This window comes from Merdimonas faecis, from assembly GCF_001754075.1.
In the GTDB taxonomy this organism is placed as follows: domain Bacteria; phylum Bacillota; class Clostridia; order Lachnospirales; family Lachnospiraceae; genus Merdimonas; species Merdimonas faecis.
Genome location: NZ_MIEH01000020.1, coordinates 64,265 through 83,713, shown reverse-complemented (window position 1 = coordinate 83,713; position 19,449 = coordinate 64,265). Strand labels below are relative to the sequence as shown.

Genomic DNA, 19,449 nt, shown 5'->3' with positions numbered 1-19,449 from the left:
GGGGCAGCAAGGATGCAGATTACAGATGTACGAGTAAGAAAAGTAGCAAAAGAAGGGAAACTGAAAGCAGTGGTTTCTATCACCATGGATGAAGAGTTTGTGGTACATGACATCAAGGTAATTGAAGGCGAGAAGGGACTTTTCATAGCAATGCCAAGCAAGAAGGCGTTGGACGGTGAGTACCGGGATATTGCACACCCGATCAATTCCGCAACAAGAGAGCGGATCCAGACCATGATCCTGGAGAAATACCAGGAGGCGCTGGAAACAGATGACGACGAAGTACAGGCATAAAGCAAACTAAGAAATGAGGGAAAGGAACAACGCTTTTGCAGAGAAGTAGAAGCGTTGTTTCTTTATTTAAAGAGATAGTTGGGGAGTCAAAGGACTATTACAGGAGAGAGAAGATGCTGAGGATTGCAGTGGTTGAAGACCATCCCCGTATGCAGAGAGTGGTCTGCGGGTACATAGAAAAAGCGAAGGAGGAGTTCCCGGAGATCCAAACCAGGACATACTGCTGCGGGGAGGATTTTTTACAGGTAAAAGAAAGATATGACATTCTGATCCTAGATATAGATCTTCCGGGAATCAGCGGGATAGAGCTGGGACACAGGCTGCGGAAAAACGGGGACGATACGGCTGTGGTCTTTCTGACGGCATATCCGCAGTATGCGGCGGAAAGTTATGTGATCGAAGCCTGGCAGTATGTGCTGAAGGAACAGATGGAGGAGCGTTTCCCGGAAATTTTGCACAGGCTCATCTCCTCTCTTCTGGAGGAGAAGAAGGATTACCGGATCGTGGGAGACGGCTGTGGAAAAGAGAAGCTTTATTACAGAGATATCCTTTATATACAGAAAGACAAAAAAGGCGGAAAGTACGCAGAGTATGTGACGGGAGAAAAGATTTACAGGGAAAGGATATCGATCGGCAGACTGTTGGAAGAAATAGGCGATGAAAGATTTATCCTGCTGGACCGCGGGCATGTATTGAATGTACAGCATATTGAGAAGCTGGAGAGAGGCTGGGTTTATCTTTTGGGAGGCCACCGCTTTTCGGTCAGCAGGATCCAGTATTCTCATATAAAGGAACGGATCGCATGTTATATGGAGGGACTGTAATGAGCGGGGAAATCGTAGGTTTTCTGCTGTGGCTGCTGTCTGCGTGGGAGGTCTGGATGGGATGGATCATCCTGAGCAGGATAACAGGTGCCAGACGCAGCGGAAAGAAAAGAGAAATTGTGATCCAGTGGGGCTGTGTGCTGGGCCTGGGCGTGCTGCTTGGAATGGCAAGGGAACGGGCATTTCTTTCTGTAGCCGCGCTCCTGGTCTGTGCGGCTGTGATCTCGGCCGGGCTTGGGCAGCTGACAAAGACCGGATGGAGGGTGGTTCTGGGGGCATCAGGCATTTATTTCAGCTTCGTGGCGCTTCTAGATTTAGCCCTGGCACTGCTTTACCGGAACTGGCGGGAAGGCCTTTTTATGTCCTCTTTGGAACCGGAGAAGGAGATCGCCTGGAATCTTCTTCTCTATACGCTGACCCGTCTTTGGATCGTGATCATAATGATATTGGCTGCAGACATGTGGGAGGATGTGAGAGAGAAGCTGGTCTCCTGCCGGAATCTTTTGCTGGTGCTCTGGGGAATTCTGACCTTGCTATTGTTTCGGTATGAGACTGCTCTGACAAGGTTAGAGTCCGATCCGGAAAGTGTGTGGGGGATCCTGGAAGGAATGTCGATTCTGTTGATCCTATGCGGACTTGGGGCCTTGGCGGCAGTATTCCTGCGGTGGCGTTTCCTGGAGCAGGAAAGGGAACTTTTGGCGCTCCAGCATAAGCTCTGGGCGGAACAGTTTCAAAAAATGCAGGAGAGCAGAAGGACGGTCCACGACATGAAGCAGCATGTTCTGCTTCTGCGTAAATATGCAAAGGAAAAAGAGTGGGAAGAGCTGACGCAATATCTGGGAGAGATCAGCCGGGAGCTGCTGGATGAAGGCATTTCCCATTTTACGGGAATACGGGATCTGGATTTTTTGCTGAGCCAGAAGAAAAAAAGGGCGGAAACAGAAGGGATTCAGATGACAGTAGACACACCCGAGCTTGAGAGGATCCCTCTGCAGCCACAGGAGCAGATGGCCTTGTTTGGCAATCTTCTGGACAATGCCATCGAGGCCTGTGAAACGCTGAAAGAAGAAAACAGGTGGATCCGTCTGACGATCCGAAAAAGTCATCAGCTGCTTATGATAAAGATAGAAAACAGTATCAGAGGGAACAGGGCCGGGGAGGAGAAGCCATCCAAAAGCAGGACCGGCCTTCACGGGTATGGACTGAAAAGTATCCGCCAGATCGTGGAGCAGCATGGCGGGGAGATGAACGCCGGGGCAAGAGGAGAGTGCTTCTGCGTAAGGCTGTTGTTTTTTTCCGAGGAAGAGAAAAAGTTACAGACAGAAAATGAGCATGTCACGGACAAATCGTTGATGCTGCAGGCAGTGGGAGAGTATATTGCTGGTAAGAGATCAGCGAGGGGGGAATCTGCCGTGAAATCAAAAAGGACTCAGACAAATTCAAAATGGAAAAAGTTTGGAATTCCGGTGATCCTTATCCTTACAGGGATCCTGGTGCAGATCTACTATCTATATCCCTGGATCCGTGGAGCGGAGCATACCTACAACAGCATCACCTATCTTTTGGCGGTATTCCGGGAAGGCGGCGTGACGGAGCTTATGAAGCAGGAGTTTCCGGTGAGCCTTGAACTGGGCGGCAATCTGACGGTGTTCGCCGTACAGTTTGCATTAATCGCGGGGCTTATGACGGTGGCGCAGCTGCTTTCTGTCATCGCTGTGATCGGCGGTGTGACAGGTTTCCGCTTTAAGATATGTTCGGCGGTTCCCGGCGTGATCGGCGGCGCGCTGATGTACCTTGCCGGGAATATTGTGGCGCCGAATGATGTATTTGTAGGGAATCGGGAAATTCTTGGGACACTTACCTGTTATTATCCTTATTTTGCGGTGATCGCCGCAGGGATTTTATATCTGGTGATCCGGGCTTTGGAGGTCTGGGACGAGTCTGCAAGAAGAGTCGAAGCGGAGCGGGAGGCGAGACGGGCCTACCGAAAGGAGAGGAAGCGCAGACTCCGGTTTCCGGGGCATTATTCCGGGCTGTTTTACCGGATCCTGTGGAAGGATCTGAAATACCGCTGGAAGGATATGGCGTTTCTCTTCCTGTCGGCGTTTTTGTCTGCCCTGTTTCTCTTCCTGGGGCTTGGGATCTATCAAAACTTTTCCGGAAGCTACGGAGAGGACGGTGGTATGCTGGGCTTAGGCCTGGTGGAGATCATGCGGGACTTTCTGGCGGCGATCGTGTTTGTCGGACTTTTCCTGGTCTCTTCGACCCTGTCTTTCTATCAGAAACGGAAGCTTGCCAGTACCGGACTGATCGAAACCATGGGGATTCGAAGCGGTACGCTTTTTGCGACCAGGATCGGAGAGCTGCTGGGCTGTCTGGTGGCATCGGTGCTGGGAGCGTATGCGGCAGGAAGCGTGTTGCTATTCTTCCTGTGCAGGGGGATTGCAAGATGGCTTCCGGGATATGAAAGCAGTGGCATGGCCGGGGCCGGCGTATATATCTGGACATTTGTGGGAATGGCGTTTCTTGGATTATGTGCCTATGCGGTTTCCCTGGAGATGCGTGGGAGCAGCGGATCCACGGATACCAGGAACACGGTAGTGAAGTGGGAGCCCCTGACGGGAAGGTTTCCGAAAGTGTCGACGGCGACAGCCGGGATCCTGGGGATCATCTTTCTGTATTTTTACCAGCAAAGAAGAATGGCAGAGAGCATCATCCTGGCCTGTGCCCTGCTGTTGTGTGCAGCACTTGCCTTCCGGGGCGTGTGGGGGATGAGGCTTGCGAAGATACAGCGGAATATCAAGGAAACTTTACCGGTACTGCCAAGGATTTACCGACTGCGCTACCGGTTCCGGACCACGGCCAGGTATCTTTCGCTTTTGATGGTGGTGCATGTGTTTGCGCTGAGCCTGTTTTCCATCAAGTTTATTTCCACCCGGATCGCCGATGATCCGGAGGACATGTATCCCTATGACTATGTCTATCTGGCAAACAGCCAGGACGGCCAGTATTTTGATCGGCTTGAGAGAGAATGTCAGGCAAAGATTTACAGTTTTCCCATGGTGCGGGCCACGACCCTGGATAATACGGAAATGCCGAATCAGTTTACGGATATTGTAGTTCAGCAGGGCCAGAATATCGGTATCTCTGAGAGTACCTACCGGGAGCTGAAAGAACTGGCGGGAGAGCCGTGGGAGGATCTTACACTGGACGATGCGGGAAGACAGATCCATGTGGTGTACCAGCAGGATCAGGCGTCGAAGGCCAAGCCGCTGGACTGGTACCTGTGGACGGATGAACCTTATGTGCATATCGGACAGGCACTGATGGCTCAAAATCCGAATACGAGAAGAGAGACGTATCCGCCAAGAGAGATCATAAGCGAGGAGCGGGAAGCACTGATCGGAGCTTTCCGCCAGGGAAAATATGAGAACCTGATCGTGTTTTCGGACGCTTATTTTCAATCCGTAAAGGATTCCTGGAAGACCACCGATCTTCTGACCGGGGAGCCGGTAGCAGCGGAAGAGGCGGTGCCGGATGTTACCATCCACGAGTGGCCTACTCAGTTAACACTGGTTAACGTTCCGGAGGAATATCAGGAACGGGCGGATGAAATCCTGGGTGAATTCCGAAAAGCCCATGCCTTTGACGAGGGGTTTGATCCGCTGGTAAAGAGCGCCTATATCGGAGGCGAAGGCCGGCACCAAAGAGAGATGGAGCGGCAAATGGAAACACTGGTCAATGGCATTGTGCTTCTGATGTTGCTGGCGGTGGGGATTTTCCTGCTTCGGATGAAGGTAAAGATGGATCTGCCGGAGCTTCGGAAGGATTACCGGTTTATGGAAACCTTTGGCATGGGAGAGAAGGAGCGGACCGGGCTTTTGAAGCGTGAGATTTCCCGGTACGTACGGATACCTCTTCTGCTGGGGGCAGGCGTTTCCCTGGTGCTGACAGGGATCTTGTGGAAGCTTCGGCTCTATCAGACGTCGGATATGACGGACTATCTGAAATGGGGACTCCTGGTATGGGGCGCTTATATTTTGATACAGATCATGAATATGAAGCTGATCCAGAGAAATGTGGTACGGGAAGTGGAGGCGGATTTATCATGAAGCGTGGAAGCAAAGGGAGTATTGTTATTATCATGACCGGGCTTTTAACGCAGATCTATTACTGTTACCCATGGATCCGGGGAGGTGAGCATACCTATACAGGACTTACCTGGCTGTCGGCAGTCTTTCGGGAAGGCGGTGCGGCAGAGCTTGTGGCGCGGGAGTTTCCGTTAAGTCAGGAGCTGGGTGGAAATGCGGGGGCATTTGCACTGCAGTTTACAGGGATCGTGCTTGCTGTGACAATCGCTCAGCTGTTGACGGTCGCGACGATACTGGCGGTTTTTTCCGGAAGGCTTTTTAAGCTGGGATCCACCATAGCGCTGGTCCTGGGCGGGGCCTGCTGTATGATCATCGCCAATCCGGTGGCGCCGGATGGGGTTTTTATTGGGAACCGGGAGATCCTTTCGGATCTGCCATATATTTATCCCTACTTTCTGGTGGTGGCAGCTGGGATTTTTTTCCTGGTTCTTCGAGCGGTGGAGGCCTGGGATGAAGGGACCAGGCGGATGCATAAGGACCGGGAGGAACGCAAAGCTTACCGTCAGGAGCGCAGACGGAGACTGTATTTTCCGGGCCGGTATTCCCGGCTTTATTACCAGATTCTGTGGAAGGATCTGAAATACCGGTTTAAAGATATGATGTTTCTGTTTTTATCTGTCTGGCTGTCCGGATTGTTTTTGTTCCTGGGCTTTGGAATATACCAGATGTTTTCCGGGAACTATGGGGAGGACGGCGGACTTCTGGGACTGGGCCTGGTGGAGATCATGAGGGATTTTCTGGTAGCGATAGCATTTCTTGGCCTGTTTTTGATCATAGCGGCTCTGTCTTTTTACCAGAAGAGGAAACTGGCCGGCTCCGGACTGATCAAGACCCTGGGGATCAGGAAGAAAACCTTTTTCTGGTCTTCGCTGGCAGAACTGCTGGGATGCTTTGCTGCAGCGTATCTTTGTGCGGCGATGGTGGGAACGGTTCTTTTGTTTTTCTTGAGAAATGGGTTTGCTGCCTGGATGCCGGAGTATGAAAATGCCGGATTTGTCAGCTTTTTTGTGGCCGGATGGTCCCTGGTGGTGCTGGCGCTGGTCTGCTTTGTGGCATATCTGACCTGTATGGAGCTGGGAAAGGGGTATGGCTCGACAGATACCCGGGGCGCGGCGGTCCGCTGGGAAAAACCAGTGGGAAGATCTGCCTGGGTAACGGTGCTAATCTCTGTGGCTGCAGGGGCAGCTTGTTTTGCTTTTTATGGACAGAGGAGGATGGGAGAGAAACTCCTTCTGGTCTGCGGGATTCTTTTGTGTGTAATGCTGATGATAAGGAGCCTGTGGGGAATCTGGCTTAGGATGAGGCAGAAGCGCCAGGAGGCATTTCTGCCAAAGCTTACGAAGGAATTTAGGATACGCTGCCGGTTCCGTACCATGATCCGGTACATGTCCATGCTGATGTTTTTGAATGTATTTGTGATGATGGTATTTTCGGTGAAATTTATATCCAGCCAGATTGCGGATGAGCCGGAAGCCTTATATCCGTATGACTATGTTTATCTGGCCAACAGCCAGGATGAGGCTTATTTTGAGGCGCTGCAGCAGGAATGTGAGGCAGAGGTCCTTAGCTTTCCCATGGTGCGTGCGACCACTCTGGATGCGACAGAACAGCCGGAGGAGGATTACCGGGTGATTGTAGTACAGCAGGGACAGAATACCGGTATCTCCGAGAGTACTTACCGGGAACTGAAAAAACTGGCAGGAGAGAAGCCGCGGGATCTTATGCTGGATGAAGCGGGAGAAAAGATCCACGTGGTATACCAGCAGGATCAGGCTTCTAAGGCAAGACCCCTGGACTGGTATCTTTGCAGCAGCAGGCCGTATGTACATATCGGGCAGGCATTGATGGGACATAATTATATCACCAGGGAACAGACATATCCCCCAAGGGAGATTGTAAGCGAAGAGCGGGAAGCGCTGACCGGTGCTTACCGGCAGGGGCGGTATGAGAATCTGATCGTGTTCTCGGACACCTATTTTGAATCCGTAAAGGATTGCTGGAAGACCACGGATCTTCTGACCGGAGAACCGGTGTCTGAGGAAGAGGCGGTGCCGGATGTGACCATCCACGAGTGGCCTACCCGGTTAATGCTGGTCAATGTTCCAGAGAAATATCAGGAACGGGCGGATGAAATCCTGGGTGAGTTCCGAAAAAGCCATGCCTTCGACGAGGCGTTTGATCCGCTGGTTAAGAGTGCCTATATCAGTGCAGACGCCCGGCACCAAAGAGAGACGGAACGGCAGATGGAAACCATTGTAAACGGTATCGTGCTGCTGATGCTGCTGGCGGTGGAAATCTTCCTGCTTCGGATGAAAATGAAGATGGATCTCCCGGAGCTTCGGAGGGATTACCGGTTCTTTGAGGTATTTGGGATGAGCAGCGCCGAGAGGATCAGGCTTATGAAACGTGAGGTTTCCCGGTATGTATGGGTGCCGCTGATCCTGGCAGGCGTGATTTCTCTTGTATTGACAGGGACTGTATTTGGTCTTAGGATGTATGAAATAAAGGATGTTCAAAATTATCTGAAATATGGTATCCTGTTGTGGGGAGGATATATTCTGGCACAGGCGGTGAATCTGAAGCTGATGCAGAGAAGCCTGGTCAGAGATCTGGAAGGAACAAAAACTGGAAGGAATAAAAAATAGAAATGAAATATAGATGAAAAAGTCAGGGAGGGGCAAAAAGAAGATGAATGAAAAATATGATGAAAAACAGGGAGAACTGGTACTGGCGGCGGAAGGTCTGATCCGCAACTATACCAAGACCGGGGAGCAGAAGGGAAAAGATGAGATCAAGGTGTTAAAGGGCCTGAATTTCCAGGTGGACCGCCAGGAGTTTGTAGGAATCATGGGGCGTTCCGGCTGCGGAAAGACGACGCTCCTTAAGATATTGGGGATGATCGACAGACAGACGGACGGAAAGCTGTATTTTAAAGGCAGCGACACGGAAGAGTTGTGGAAGGACGAGCTGGCGGACATCCGGCGCCGGGACATTGGTTTTGTGTTCCAGGATTTTTATCTGATGGACAGCCTGACGGTCCGGGAAAATATCATGCTGCCGAAGATCCTGGACAAGGGAACGGCAAAGGACTGCATCCAGAAGGCAGAAGAGAGCGCAGAGCAGTTCGGCATCCGGCACCTGCTGGATAAAAAGCCCTATGAGCTGTCCGGCGGTGAGAAGCAAAGAGTGGCGATCTGCCGGGCGCTGATCAATGACCCGGAGCTGATCCTGGCCGACGAGCCGACCGGAAACCTGGATTCTAAGTCCGGTGACGTAGTGATCTCTACCATGACCGAGATCAACAAGGAACTCGGTAAGACCATCGTCATGGTTACCCATGATCCGAAGATGGCCAGCTATTGCAGCCGTCTGATTCTCCTGAAGGATGGTGTGATCCTGGAGGATTTGAAAAAGGAAGGGGATCAGGAGGAGTTTTACCAGAAGATCCTGGTGAAGATGAAAGAATTGTAGAAAAGAGTGGCGGATGCAGGCAGACTGTTGTTAATGGTCTGCCTGTTTTTTTTGAATTGCTCTTGCATTTCTTCCGGTTGTTCTCTAAAATGGGCTTTGATATGCAATATTTCTGGTGTGTTATCTAAGTAGAACCAGGCAAAGTCAGACTGGAGGATGGATGTAGAAATGAATTACGAACGGATTTTGGAAGGGATTCTTGACATCGGTGAAGCTATGCTGTGCAGCGGAGCGGAGAATTTCCGCCTGGATGATACGCTGTACCGTATGTGTAAAAGCTACGAATTCGAGAGATATGATGTGTTTGCGATTCCCAGTAATATTCAGATTACAGTGAAGACGCCGGATGGAGAATTCCTGACCCAGATCCGGCATATTGAATCGACGGGGATCAATTACGACCGCCTGGATTATCTGAATAATCTGGCCCGGTATGTCTGTCAGAATACACCGGACGCGGATGAGCTTCATGAGAAGTTTCTGGAGGTCATGAACCGGGAGGAGCAGCCGCTTATTCTGACCTATGCGGCCGGGATCATGGGCGGCACCGGGTTTGCGGTGTTCTTTGGCTGTGGGCTTATGGACGCTCTGGTAGCGGCGCTGGTGTCCTTGATGATCGTGTTTGTGGGGAACTGGCTGGGAAAACGGGAGAGCAATCTTCTGATCTATAACCTTATCCTGGCGTTTCTGGCAGAAGTAGTGATCATCGGGATGGATTTTCTGGGAATCGGCACGCATCAGGACCGGATCATGATCGGAATCGTCATGCTGCTGATCAGTGCGCTCAGTACCACCAACGGGATCCGGGAAATGCTGCAGAGAGATTTTATTTCCGGGCTGATCAATATTATGAACTCGATCCTGGGAGCGGCCGGCATCGCGTTTGGTATTGCGATCGCCATGCGGCTTCTGGGCGGAGGAGATTCTGACGGTTATGTTTTGAACCATAACGTAGGGATCCAGCTGATCTCCTGTACGGTGGCCTGCGTGGGATTTGCGCTGTGGTTCAAGATCAAGGGAAAACAGGTGATCTACTCCGGGATCGGGGCGTTTTTTACCTGGGCGATCTATCTGGTGGTCTATGAGGTGTGGCCCAGCAATTTTGGAGCTACCATGGCAGGGGCGATCTTCGTGGCCGCTTACGCGTTTATCATGTCCAGGGTCAATAAGGCGCCGGCAACCATTTTCCTGACCGCATCTGCCTTCCCACTGATTCCCGGACCAAACCTTTACTATATGATGTACGGCTGGGTGAGCGCGGATTCTGCTATGGCCGGTCGGGAGATGGATCTGCTGCTGGAGACCTGCCTGGCTATCGCACTTGGATTCCTGATCGTAGATGTGGTGTCCAGGATCGTCCTGTACGCTAAAAAGATGGAGTACCGTGTGGGGAAAAAGACAGTATAGCAAAAGAATATAGCAGAAGATTTGCAAAGAATATAAAAAGAATATGATATGAAACGAAAGCCAGGGGCTGCGGGAAGTTAAAACCCGCAGTCCCTGGCGTCTTTCAGTTCAAAAGTCATCGGCTTGCCGGTCGTGGGGTGCCGGAAGGTCAGCTTGTAGGCACAAAGATAAATTTGCTGCCAGCCGTTTTTCCCCATATTCCACATAGAGTGTGGATTATATTTGGTGTCGCCGAGGATCGGACAGCCCATATTCGCCAGCTGTACCCGGATCTGGTGGTGGCGGCCGGTGAAAATGTGGATAAGTAGCTCGGTCGGCTCCATTGGGGACGGGGGATTTTCAGAAATCCCCCGTCCCCAATGGAAGAAGTTATCCACAGCGATGTGGAATTCCAGGCGGGCCAGCCTGGCGCCGGGGGTGTTCTGGCTGCAGACACGGGAAGTGTTGGTCCGCGGGTCTTTGCACAGGTAATCTTCCAGGATACCGCTGTCTGTGTCCGGGCGTTTTTCTACAAGTGCCCGGTAGTATTTCCCGAAAGCGGCTTTCTTGGGATCGGTGAGCTGTCGGGAAAGTTCTCTGGCGGCGGATTTGGTCTTGGCGAATACCAGGATACCGGCGACCGGCTGATCCAGTCGGTGGATCACAGCCAGATAGGGCTCTTTGCCGGCGGAGGCGGCATTTCCCGGGGCGGAGCGGCAGAGGTGATTTTTGATCAGCCGTTCCATATCGGGAACCGCTACGGAGCGGGACTGGGTGGCGATGCCGTGGGGCTTGACACAGACGATGATCTGGTCGTCTTCATATAAAATATTAAGGGGAGATGATTGAAATCTGCGTGCCATAAAGCACCTCCGAATTCTTGTTTTTTTTAATAATTTCTTTTATTTAAACATAGCATGAAAAAATATGCAAATTTTATTACTGCAGGGGAGAACACACACTTTAGGGATTGCGGCATACACTAAGGTAGATACTGATTTTAGGAGTGTGCCGGCATGGAACAGAAGCTTCCCTATTATATGGTATATCCTATGCCTTTCATGGATGGCGATGAGAGGCAGGCGAGAAGAGATCTGGAATATATGAAAAGCCTGTACCCGGAGACAGCAAAGAGGCTTGCGCCTTATGTGGAAGAGGAATGTGACAGGTTGATGTACGAAGGGAGTATGATCTATGATGAATACCCGGATCCGCTTCAGCTGCGTCTTGCCTGCCGGAGAGTTTTTGAGCGGGCTTCGGAGGGTGAGGAGAAGCCAGGAGCGTGGATGCGGGATCTGATTCAGGTGATGACCTACCAGGAGATCCTAAGGAGGAGAAGTGAACACCGGAGCAGAAGGCGGAAATTTTATTAAAAAGACAGCGAAAGCTCACAAAAGGAAGGAGCCGGGCCAGAATACAAAGAGCCTGACTCCTTTTAGCGCTTACGGGGATTTGGAATGGACGAAAGGAAAAAGATGTGATAAAATACACGAAGCAAAGGACAGAAAGGAGCATACCCGCATGGATAATGTGATATTTATCGGCATGCCCGCTGTAGGGAAGAGTACTGTGGGAGTGGTTGTTGCAAAAAGACTGGGGTACCGTTTTTTGGACGTGGATATTCTCATCCAGGAAACAGAAGGAAAGCTTTTGAGAGAAATCATTCGCGAAAACGGGATTGGGGGATTCTTGGAAATTGAAGACCGCATCAATGCCGGAGTCCGTGCGGAGCATTCGGTCATTTCGCCGGGAGGAAGTGTCGTGTACTGTAAAAATGCGATGGAGCATTACAAAGAGATTGGAAGCATCGTATATTTGCAGGCGTCTTACGAAACAATAAGTAGAAGATTGAATAATGCGAAAAACCGAGGCGTAGTATTAAAAGATGGCCAGTCCCTGAAAGCACTTTATGAGGAGCGGGTAAAACTGTTTGAAAAATATGCGGATATCACCATCTGCGAGGATGGACTGGGGCTGGAGGAAACGATTCAGGCCGTACTGGATGCGCTGGAAAAAGATAAATAATATCAAGAAAGATATTACAAATAAGTTACAAAATGTAAAAAATGTTTTACAAACGTGGATTCTATGATATAATAGCGTGGAATATGAATTTGAAAATTTAGAAATGAGAGTAAAATATAGATAGTATTTAATTGAGGTGTGTTATGGAACAGTATATTATTAAGGGCGGACATCCGCTGGTCGGAGAAGTAGAGATTGGCGGTGCGAAGAATGCTGCGCTTGCGATTCTGTCAGCTGCGATTATGACAGATGATACAGTGTTGATCGACAATCTTCCGGATGTGAATGATATTAATGTACTGCTGGACGCAATTGAAGGAATTGGTGCAATGGTTCATCGTGTGGACAGACATACGGTGAAAATTAATGGAAAAAATATTCACGATATTTCTATTGAATATGATTATATCAAAAAAATCCGCGCTTCCTATTATCTGCTCGGGGCCCTGCTTGGGAAATATAAGCATGCGGAGGTGGCGCTTCCGGGAGGATGTAATATCGGAAGCCGTCCGATTGACCAGCATATCAAAGGATTCCGTGCTTTAGGAGCAGATGTGGAGATTGAATACGGCAAGATCATGACAGAAGCAGAGCGCCTGATAGGGAAGCATATCTACTTTGACGTGGTCAGTGTTGGCGCGACCATCAATGTGATGATGGCAGCCGCAATGGCAGAGGGAATGACGATTCTGGAAAATGTGGCGAAGGAGCCGCATGTAGTTGATGTAGCCAATTTCCTGAACAGTATGGGAGCAAATATCCGCGGTGCGGGGACCGATGTGATTAAGATCCGCGGCGTACAGAAGCTGCACGGTACAGAGTATTCTGTTATTCCGGATCAGATCGAGGCGGGAACATTTATGTTTGCGGCAGCAGCGACAAGGGGCGATGTGACCGTGCTGAATGTAATTCCGAAGCATTTGGAAGCCACGATTGCCAAATTGGTGGAGATCGGCTGCGAAGTGGAAGAGTTTGATGATGCAGTCCGTGTAGTATCAAAGGGGAATTTAAAGAGCACTCACGTTAAGACGCTTCCATACCCGGGATTCCCGACAGACATGCAGCCGCAGATTGGCGTAACGCTGGCTTTGTGCAAGGGGACAAGTATCATAACAGAAAGCATCTTTGAAAATCGGTTTAAATATCTGGATGAGCTGGCAAGAATGGGAGCCAACATCAAGATAGAAGGAAATTCCGCAACCATCGAAGGCGTAGAACATTTCAGCGGTGCAAGAGTCAGTGCGCCGGATCTTCGCGCCGGGGCGGCACTGTGTATTGCGGGGCTGGCAACAGATGGCATTACGATTGTGGATGATATCGTATATATTCAGAGAGGATATGAAAGATTCGAAGAAAAGCTGCGCTCGATCGGCGGAATCATCGAGAAAGTATCGACAGAAAAAGAAATTCAGAAATTCAAATTAAAGGTAAGTTAAACCTAATTGGGGACGGGGGATTTTCGGAAATCCCCCGTCCCCAATTAGGTTTTCTGTGGAAAATGTGGATGAGATGTGGGTAACTTATGGGGAAAGAGTGGAAAAGTAATCGGTATTTTATTTTGGTGATGGCGGCGGCTGTGAATTTTGTCCATGGCAATCCGTACATCTGGACAGTGTTCCAGCCGTATATGAAAAAAGAGTTTGATGTTTCGACGGCGGTGTCGAGTCTGCCCTTTACGCTGATTATTGCCGTGTTTGCTTTTGGAAATATGATCGGCGGGTGGCTGCAGCATAAGATCGGCGCGAAGAAGACGATCCTTGCGGGAAGTGCGTTTATGTGTGCGGGATTTTTGATGGCGGCGCTGGCGCCGATTGACGCGCCGTGGGTGGTTTCGCTGGGGTATGGAATCATCGGCGGTCTGGGATCCGGATGTGCGTTCAGCATGCTGGTGGCAGTCCCGCAGGGATGGTTTCCGGATAAGCGGGGCCTGGTTACAGGTATCACCATTGGTGTGATCGGGATCTCGGGGGTTATTATGAATCCGCTGTGTGATTGGATTCTTGCGAAGCGGGGATTTCATTTTGCCATGCTGGCAGTGACTGTGATCTATGCGGTGCTGTGTCTGGGTGCGTTTTTCCTGGAGGAAGCGCCGGAAGAGATTCAGGAAAGGAAGAGCGGAGCGAATGAGCATCTGGAGAACGGCGAGCAGATGCAGAGCGCTTCGCAGCGTCAGTATACAGCCCGTGAAATGATGCGGACCAGGACATATTATTGGCTCAGCCTTGCCATGGCACTTGCGGTGCCTGCGTATGTGCTGGTTAATCCGCTGATGAAATCACTAGGTATGGAACGGGGACTTACCGGGGCCCAGGCACTGGCCGGGGTGACCATCGCATCTGTTGCAAATATTATCGGACGTGTAGTGGCTCCGGCATTGTCTGATAAGATAGGACGGAAAGCAGTGGTCTACCTGCTGTTTTTGATGGCCATGTTGTCCTCCCTTGGGTTGATCGTGGCCGGAGGCGCTGTATTTGTGATGCTGTGCGCATTTATCTGCATGGTATACGGCGGGGTGGTGAGTGTATTCCCGGTGCTGGTATCCGATTATTTTGGAATGAAACATCAAGGCGCAAACTTCGGCGCAGTCATGATCGGGTACGGGATCGCATCTGTGCTCTGTCCCGTGCTGCTTGCCGCGGCAGGACAGGAAACTTCACTTCTGATCGCAGGAATCTGCTGTGTTGGAGGTCTGGTCGCCACGAAAAAGATCTAAAGGGGACAGGGGATATTACAAAAAGGGACAGGGGGAAACGCAGATGGGGACGTACACTTTTGCAAAAAGTGTACGTCCCCATCTTGACAATATCTGCAAAAAAGTGTAAAGTCTTACTCGTACACAATTTAACATATTGCAGACTTTCTCTTATTCAGAGCAGTGGAGATACAAAGGATCTGTGAAGCTGCGGCAACCCCCGTGATCCGGGAAGGTGCCAACCTGAGCGAGCAATCGAACAATAAGAGGATTGGTTTATGAAGATATAAAACAGTCCGCTTATGCGGGCTGTTTTTTCGTTGCCATGTATCTCTTCCGGGAGCAGTCGGGACAGAAAGCCGCGATGCCGGGGAGAGGACTCAATTCAGGAGAAAGGATGCCGTAAGAAAGACGGACAAAAAGGAGAAGAAAACTATGGAAAGACGTTTATTTACTTCAGAATCTGTAACAGAGGGACATCCGGACAAAATGTGTGATCAGATTTCAGATGCGATCCTGGACGCATTGATGGAGCAGGATCCGATGAGCCGTGTGGCCTGCGAAACCTGTACCACCACAGGGCTTGTAATGGTTATGGGTGAGATTACCACAAACGCATATGTGGATATCCAGAAGATTGTGCGTGATACGGTCAGGGAAATCGGCTATACCAGAGGTAAGTTCGGATTTGATGCAGACACCTGTGGCGTGATCACTGCTATTGACGAGCAGTCTTCAGATATTGCCATGGGTGTGGATAAGGCTCTGGAAGCAAAGGAGAACCAGATGTCCGAGGCTGATCTTGATGAGATTGGAGCCGGGGACCAGGGAATGATGTTTGGCTATGCATCTGATGAGACGCCAGAGTATATGCCATATCCGATCGCGCTGGCCCACAAGCTGTCACGCAGGCTGACAGAGGTGCGCAAAAACGGCACGCTGCCATATCTGCGTCCGGACGGTAAGACTCAGGTGACGGTAGAATACGATGAAAGCGGAGTTCCCTTCCGTCTGGATGCCGTAGTGCTCTCTACACAGCACAATCCGGAAATTTCCCAGGAGCAGATCCATGAGGATATTAAAAAGCATGTGTTTGACGCTGTGATCCCGGAAGGTATGACTGATGAGAACACCAAATTTTTCATAAACCCAACCGGCCGGTTTGTTATTGGCGGACCGCATGGCGACAGCGGGCTGACCGGGCGGAAGCTGATCGTGGACACCTATGGCGGCATGGCGCGCCACGGCGGCGGAGCCTTCTCGGGCAAAGACTGCACGAAGGTGGATCGTTCTGCAGCATATGCGGCTCGGTACGTGGCAAAAAATATGGTGGCGGCAGGACTGGCAAAGAAATGTGAGATCCAGCTCTCCTATGCCATCGGCGTAGCGCATCCCACATCTATCATGGTAGATACCTTTGGGACAGGAAAGCTTAGCGATAAGAAACTGGTAGAGATTATCCGTGAAAACTTTGACCTGCGTCCGGCAGGAATCATCAAAATGCTGGATTTGAGAAGGCCAATCTACAAACAAACAGCAGCGTACGGTCACTTTGGACGGACAGATGTTGATCTTCCCTGGGAGAAACTGGACAAGGTGGAAGTCCTGAAAAAGTATATATAATTCGGAAAATAGATGAAGACCGTGTCTATTTATAAAAATTTTATAAAAGTTTATGGGCGCTTTGTTAAGAAGCGCCCGTTTTCATGCTATACTTTTGTCGGAGGATGTAGCCTATGAAGCTAAGGACAAAATTGATCATAGCATTTTTAACAGTTCTTTTGCTTCCCATTATTCTTGGCTCTGCCATGATCTATCTGGTGGGAAGTTATCAGATCAGTGCGATAGAAAAGACATATCAGATTTCAGGGACTACCGTAGAGAGCCTGTCAAACTCTATGCAGACCCTGTCCAGTCTGACGGAGGAGCCATATCATGATTTAGTGGCTATGGCGGCAAATCAGCCGGAGGAAATGGGCGATGCCACGGCGCTGGACGGATTTAACCAGATACTTCAGGAGAAAAATGCATATCTGCTGGTACGGAAGAGTGACACGGTCATTTACGTGGGGACAGATATGAAAGAAGCGGGAAATGTGATTTCTGAGCTGCCGGAATACGGAGGGGCGGAAACTACTTCTGAAAATGGGATTTACCTGGGCGGAGATGCACAGGCACTGGTAAAACAGGTGGATTTCCTGTTCCCGGACGGAGGTGAGGGCAGTGCGTTTATTGTATCTGATATCCGCAAGACAATCCCGGAGATCGGAGAATTTTTGATAGATGTATTGTTCTGTGTGGGATTTATCCTGATTTTTACGGCGGCAGTCATGACCTTCTGGATTTACCGGTCTGTCATGCAGCCACTGCGGAAGATGCAGATAGCAGCCAAAAATATCAAGGAGGGCAATCTGGACTTTGAACTGAAGCCGGTGGCTGATGACGAGATGGGACGGCTTAGCCAGGATCTGGAGGAAATGAGGGTCCGACTGCGGGACAATGCAGAGGAAAAGCTTCGGTATGATAAGGAAAGTAAAGAACTGATCAGTAATATCTCTCATGATCTGAAGACGCCGGTGACGGCCATAAAGGGTTATGCGGAGGGAATCATGGACGGTGTGGCGGACACCCCGGAAAAAATGCAAAAATATATCCGGACAATCTATAACAAGGCCGATGAGATGAACACTCTGATCAATGAGCTGACGTTTTATTCCAAGATAGACACCAACCGTATCCCTTATAATTTTAATACTCTGTCTGTCAATGATTATTTCGAGGATTGTGCGGAGGATCTGTCGCTGGAGCTGGAAGCAAAAAATGTAGAATTCGGATATTTCAATTATGTAGAAAAGGATGTAAAAGTAATTGCGGATGCAGAGCAGATTAAGAGGGTAATACACAATATTGTCAATAATTCACTGAAATATATGGATAAACCCAAGGCAAAGATCAATCTGCGGGTAAAAGACGTAGGCGATTTTGTGCAGGTAGAACTGGAGGATAATGGAAAGGGGATCGCGGCCAAGGATCTGCCCAATATTTTTGACCGGTTCTATCGGACCGATGCGTCGAGAAATTCATCGAAAGGCGGCAGCGGCATTGGGTTGTCGATTGTAAAGAAGATTATTGAGGAGCACGGAGGCAAGATCTGGGCGACCAGCAGAGAAGAGACGGGAACGACCATGTGTTTCGTGCTTAGAAAATACCAGGAGGTACCGATTTATGAGTAAGATATTGATCGTGGAAGATGAAGAAGCCATTGCGGATCTGGAAAAAGATTATCTGGAACTGAGCGGTTTTCAGGTGGAAGTGGCAACGGATGGTGAAACAGGACTGAAACGGGCTATGGAAGGAGAGTTTGATCTGTATATTCTGGATCTGATGCTGCCGGGAGTGGATGGATTTGATATCTGCCGTCAGATCCGTAATGAGAAAAACACTCCGATCATTATGGTTTCGGCAAAGAAGGATGATATTGATAAAATCAGGGGCCTGGGTCTTGGAGCAGACGATTATATGACCAAACCCTTTAGCCCCAGTGAACTGGTGGCCCGTGTCAAGGCGCATCTGGCCCGTTATGACCGGCTGACCGGCAGTGCTATGGAGGCGAACAAGATCATTGAGATCCGCGGCCTTAAGATAGACACCACGGCCCGGAGAGTGTGGGTCAACGGGGAAGAAAAGACGTTTACTACAAAAGAATTTGATCTGCTGACATTTCTGGCAAGTCATCCGAATCATGTATATACGAAGGAGGAATTGTTCCGGGAAATCTGGGATATGGAATCTATCGGGGATATTGCCACGGTTACGGTGCACATCAAAAAGATCAGAGAAAAAGTTGAACTTGACACTTCCAACCCCCAGTATATTGAGACAATCTGGGGAGTGGGATACCGTTTTAAGGTGTAGAGCATGAAGTATCAGAATATTATCTTTGACTTTGGAAATGTACTAGGACGTTTTGATGGCGCATATATTACATCAAAGTTCTGTAAAGATGAAAGGATGAGGAAGGAGTTTGCCGGACTCGTAATGGAACACTGGGAAGCTCTGGATGCCGGAAAGGCAGATTATGAAGCCGCACGGCAGGAGGCAATAAAGAAGGCGCCGGAGGACTGGAAGGAGGCAGTGAATCATTTCTTTCAGGACTGGTACCGGTATCTGACGCCGATCCCTCAAACCTGGGAGCTGGTTCGGGAATTAAAGAAGACCGGATTTAAGTGCTATATTCTGTCCAATGCTCCCACATATTTTGCTGAGCATGCAGATTATTACGAGATTGTCCGGGAGTTTGACGGTGTAGTGTTTTCGGCCCCGGTCCGGATGGCGAAACCGGATGCCAGGATTTACAGGTATCTGTTTGAGCATTTTGACCTAAAACCGGAGACCTGCTTCTTTCTGGATGATAAGCCGGCAAATGTGGAGGCCGGAAGAGCTGCCGGGATGGACGGAATCGTCTTTACCGGAGATGTGGAAGCAGTAAAAAAGGAAATATTTGCAATAATTTAATGTTATCGTCAAGATAAATTCACAATTTTCCTTTAAGATGAATACAGTAACCAGGAGATATATCCGATTGCAGTAAAGGGAGTGTGATAAA

Annotated in this window: 15 protein-coding genes and 1 riboswitch; of the genes, 14 read left to right on the top strand and 1 reads right to left on the bottom strand. The window is 49.8% G+C overall.

Translation table 11 applies throughout. The features are described from left to right. Positions 1-12 precede the first annotated feature (12 nt). The 6 genes from spoVG (at position 13) to BKD12_RS12225 (ending at position 10,147) form a co-directional block, all read left to right on the top strand. Positions 13-294 (top strand): septation regulator SpoVG, encoded by a 282-nt coding sequence (gene spoVG / locus BKD12_RS12250; protein ID WP_070089626.1) that lies wholly within the window; start codon positions 13-15, stop codon positions 292-294. Between the two features lie 113 nt (positions 295-407). Beyond that, complete coding sequence (locus tag BKD12_RS12245) at positions 408-1,118, top strand: LytR/AlgR family response regulator transcription factor (RefSeq protein ID WP_070089625.1); 711 nt, start codon at positions 408-410, stop codon at positions 1,116-1,118. Then, positions 1,118-5,230, top strand: coding sequence for a sensor histidine kinase (locus tag BKD12_RS12240; RefSeq protein WP_070089624.1), 4,113 nt, complete (start codon positions 1,118-1,120; stop codon positions 5,228-5,230). Before BKD12_RS12245 ends, BKD12_RS12240 begins: the two co-directional genes overlap by 1 nt. Next, entirely contained in the window at positions 5,143-7,914 is a 2,772-nt protein-coding gene (locus BKD12_RS12235; protein WP_141736948.1) for an ABC transporter permease family protein, read from the top strand. The genes BKD12_RS12240 and BKD12_RS12235 overlap by 88 nt, the downstream gene beginning before the upstream one ends. A 43-nt stretch (positions 7,915-7,957) precedes the next feature. Next, positions 7,958-8,740, top strand: a complete 783-nt coding sequence (locus tag BKD12_RS12230) for an ABC transporter ATP-binding protein (RefSeq protein ID WP_070089622.1) — start codon at positions 7,958-7,960, stop codon at positions 8,738-8,740. A gap of 168 nt (positions 8,741-8,908) precedes the next feature. Further along, complete coding sequence (locus BKD12_RS12225; RefSeq protein WP_070089691.1) at positions 8,909-10,147, top strand: threonine/serine exporter family protein; 1,239 nt, start codon at positions 8,909-8,911, stop codon at positions 10,145-10,147. Positions 10,148-10,224: 77 nt separating this feature from the next. Here the strand turns inward: BKD12_RS12225 and BKD12_RS12220 are convergent, their stop codons facing one another. Then, positions 10,225-10,989, bottom strand: a complete 765-nt coding sequence (locus BKD12_RS12220) for an RluA family pseudouridine synthase (protein WP_070089621.1) — start codon at positions 10,987-10,989, stop codon at positions 10,225-10,227. Between the two features lie 153 nt (positions 10,990-11,142). Here BKD12_RS12220 and BKD12_RS12215 point away from each other — a divergent pair, with 153 nt between their 5' ends. From BKD12_RS12215 to BKD12_RS12180, 8 genes are all read left to right on the top strand, one after another. Further along, the gene (locus BKD12_RS12215; protein WP_070089620.1) at positions 11,143-11,499 is read left to right on the top strand and encodes a hypothetical protein; all 357 of its coding nucleotides are present in this window, start codon (positions 11,143-11,145) and stop codon (positions 11,497-11,499) included. A gap of 148 nt (positions 11,500-11,647) precedes the next feature. Then, a complete protein-coding gene (locus BKD12_RS12210; RefSeq protein ID WP_070089690.1) occupies positions 11,648-12,151 on the top strand; it encodes a shikimate kinase in 504 nt (167 codons plus the stop codon). Positions 12,152-12,294: 143 nt separating this feature from the next. Continuing rightward, positions 12,295-13,587 (top strand): UDP-N-acetylglucosamine 1-carboxyvinyltransferase, encoded by a 1,293-nt coding sequence (locus BKD12_RS12205; protein WP_070089619.1) that lies wholly within the window; start codon positions 12,295-12,297, stop codon positions 13,585-13,587. Between the two features lie 86 nt (positions 13,588-13,673). Next, a complete protein-coding gene (locus BKD12_RS12200) occupies positions 13,674-14,864 on the top strand; it encodes an MFS transporter (RefSeq protein ID WP_070089618.1) in 1,191 nt (396 codons plus the stop codon). Positions 14,865-15,011: 147 nt separating this feature from the next. Then, positions 15,012-15,112: riboswitch (SAM riboswitch) on the top strand. 166 nt (positions 15,113-15,278) lie between these two features. After that, positions 15,279-16,466: a methionine adenosyltransferase gene (metK, locus tag BKD12_RS12195; RefSeq protein WP_070089617.1), complete on the top strand. Its 1,188-nt coding sequence runs from the start codon at positions 15,279-15,281 to the stop codon at positions 16,464-16,466. Positions 16,467-16,579: 113 nt separating this feature from the next. Then, the gene (locus BKD12_RS12190; RefSeq protein WP_070089616.1) at positions 16,580-18,076 is read left to right on the top strand and encodes a sensor histidine kinase; all 1,497 of its coding nucleotides are present in this window, start codon (positions 16,580-16,582) and stop codon (positions 18,074-18,076) included. Continuing rightward, a complete protein-coding gene (locus BKD12_RS12185; protein ID WP_070089615.1) occupies positions 18,069-18,758 on the top strand; it encodes a response regulator transcription factor in 690 nt (229 codons plus the stop codon). Before BKD12_RS12190 ends, BKD12_RS12185 begins: the two co-directional genes overlap by 8 nt. Positions 18,759-18,761: 3 nt before the next feature. Then, entirely contained in the window at positions 18,762-19,358 is a 597-nt protein-coding gene (locus BKD12_RS12180) for an HAD family hydrolase (protein ID WP_070089614.1), read from the top strand. Positions 19,359-19,449: the final 91 nt, after the last annotated feature.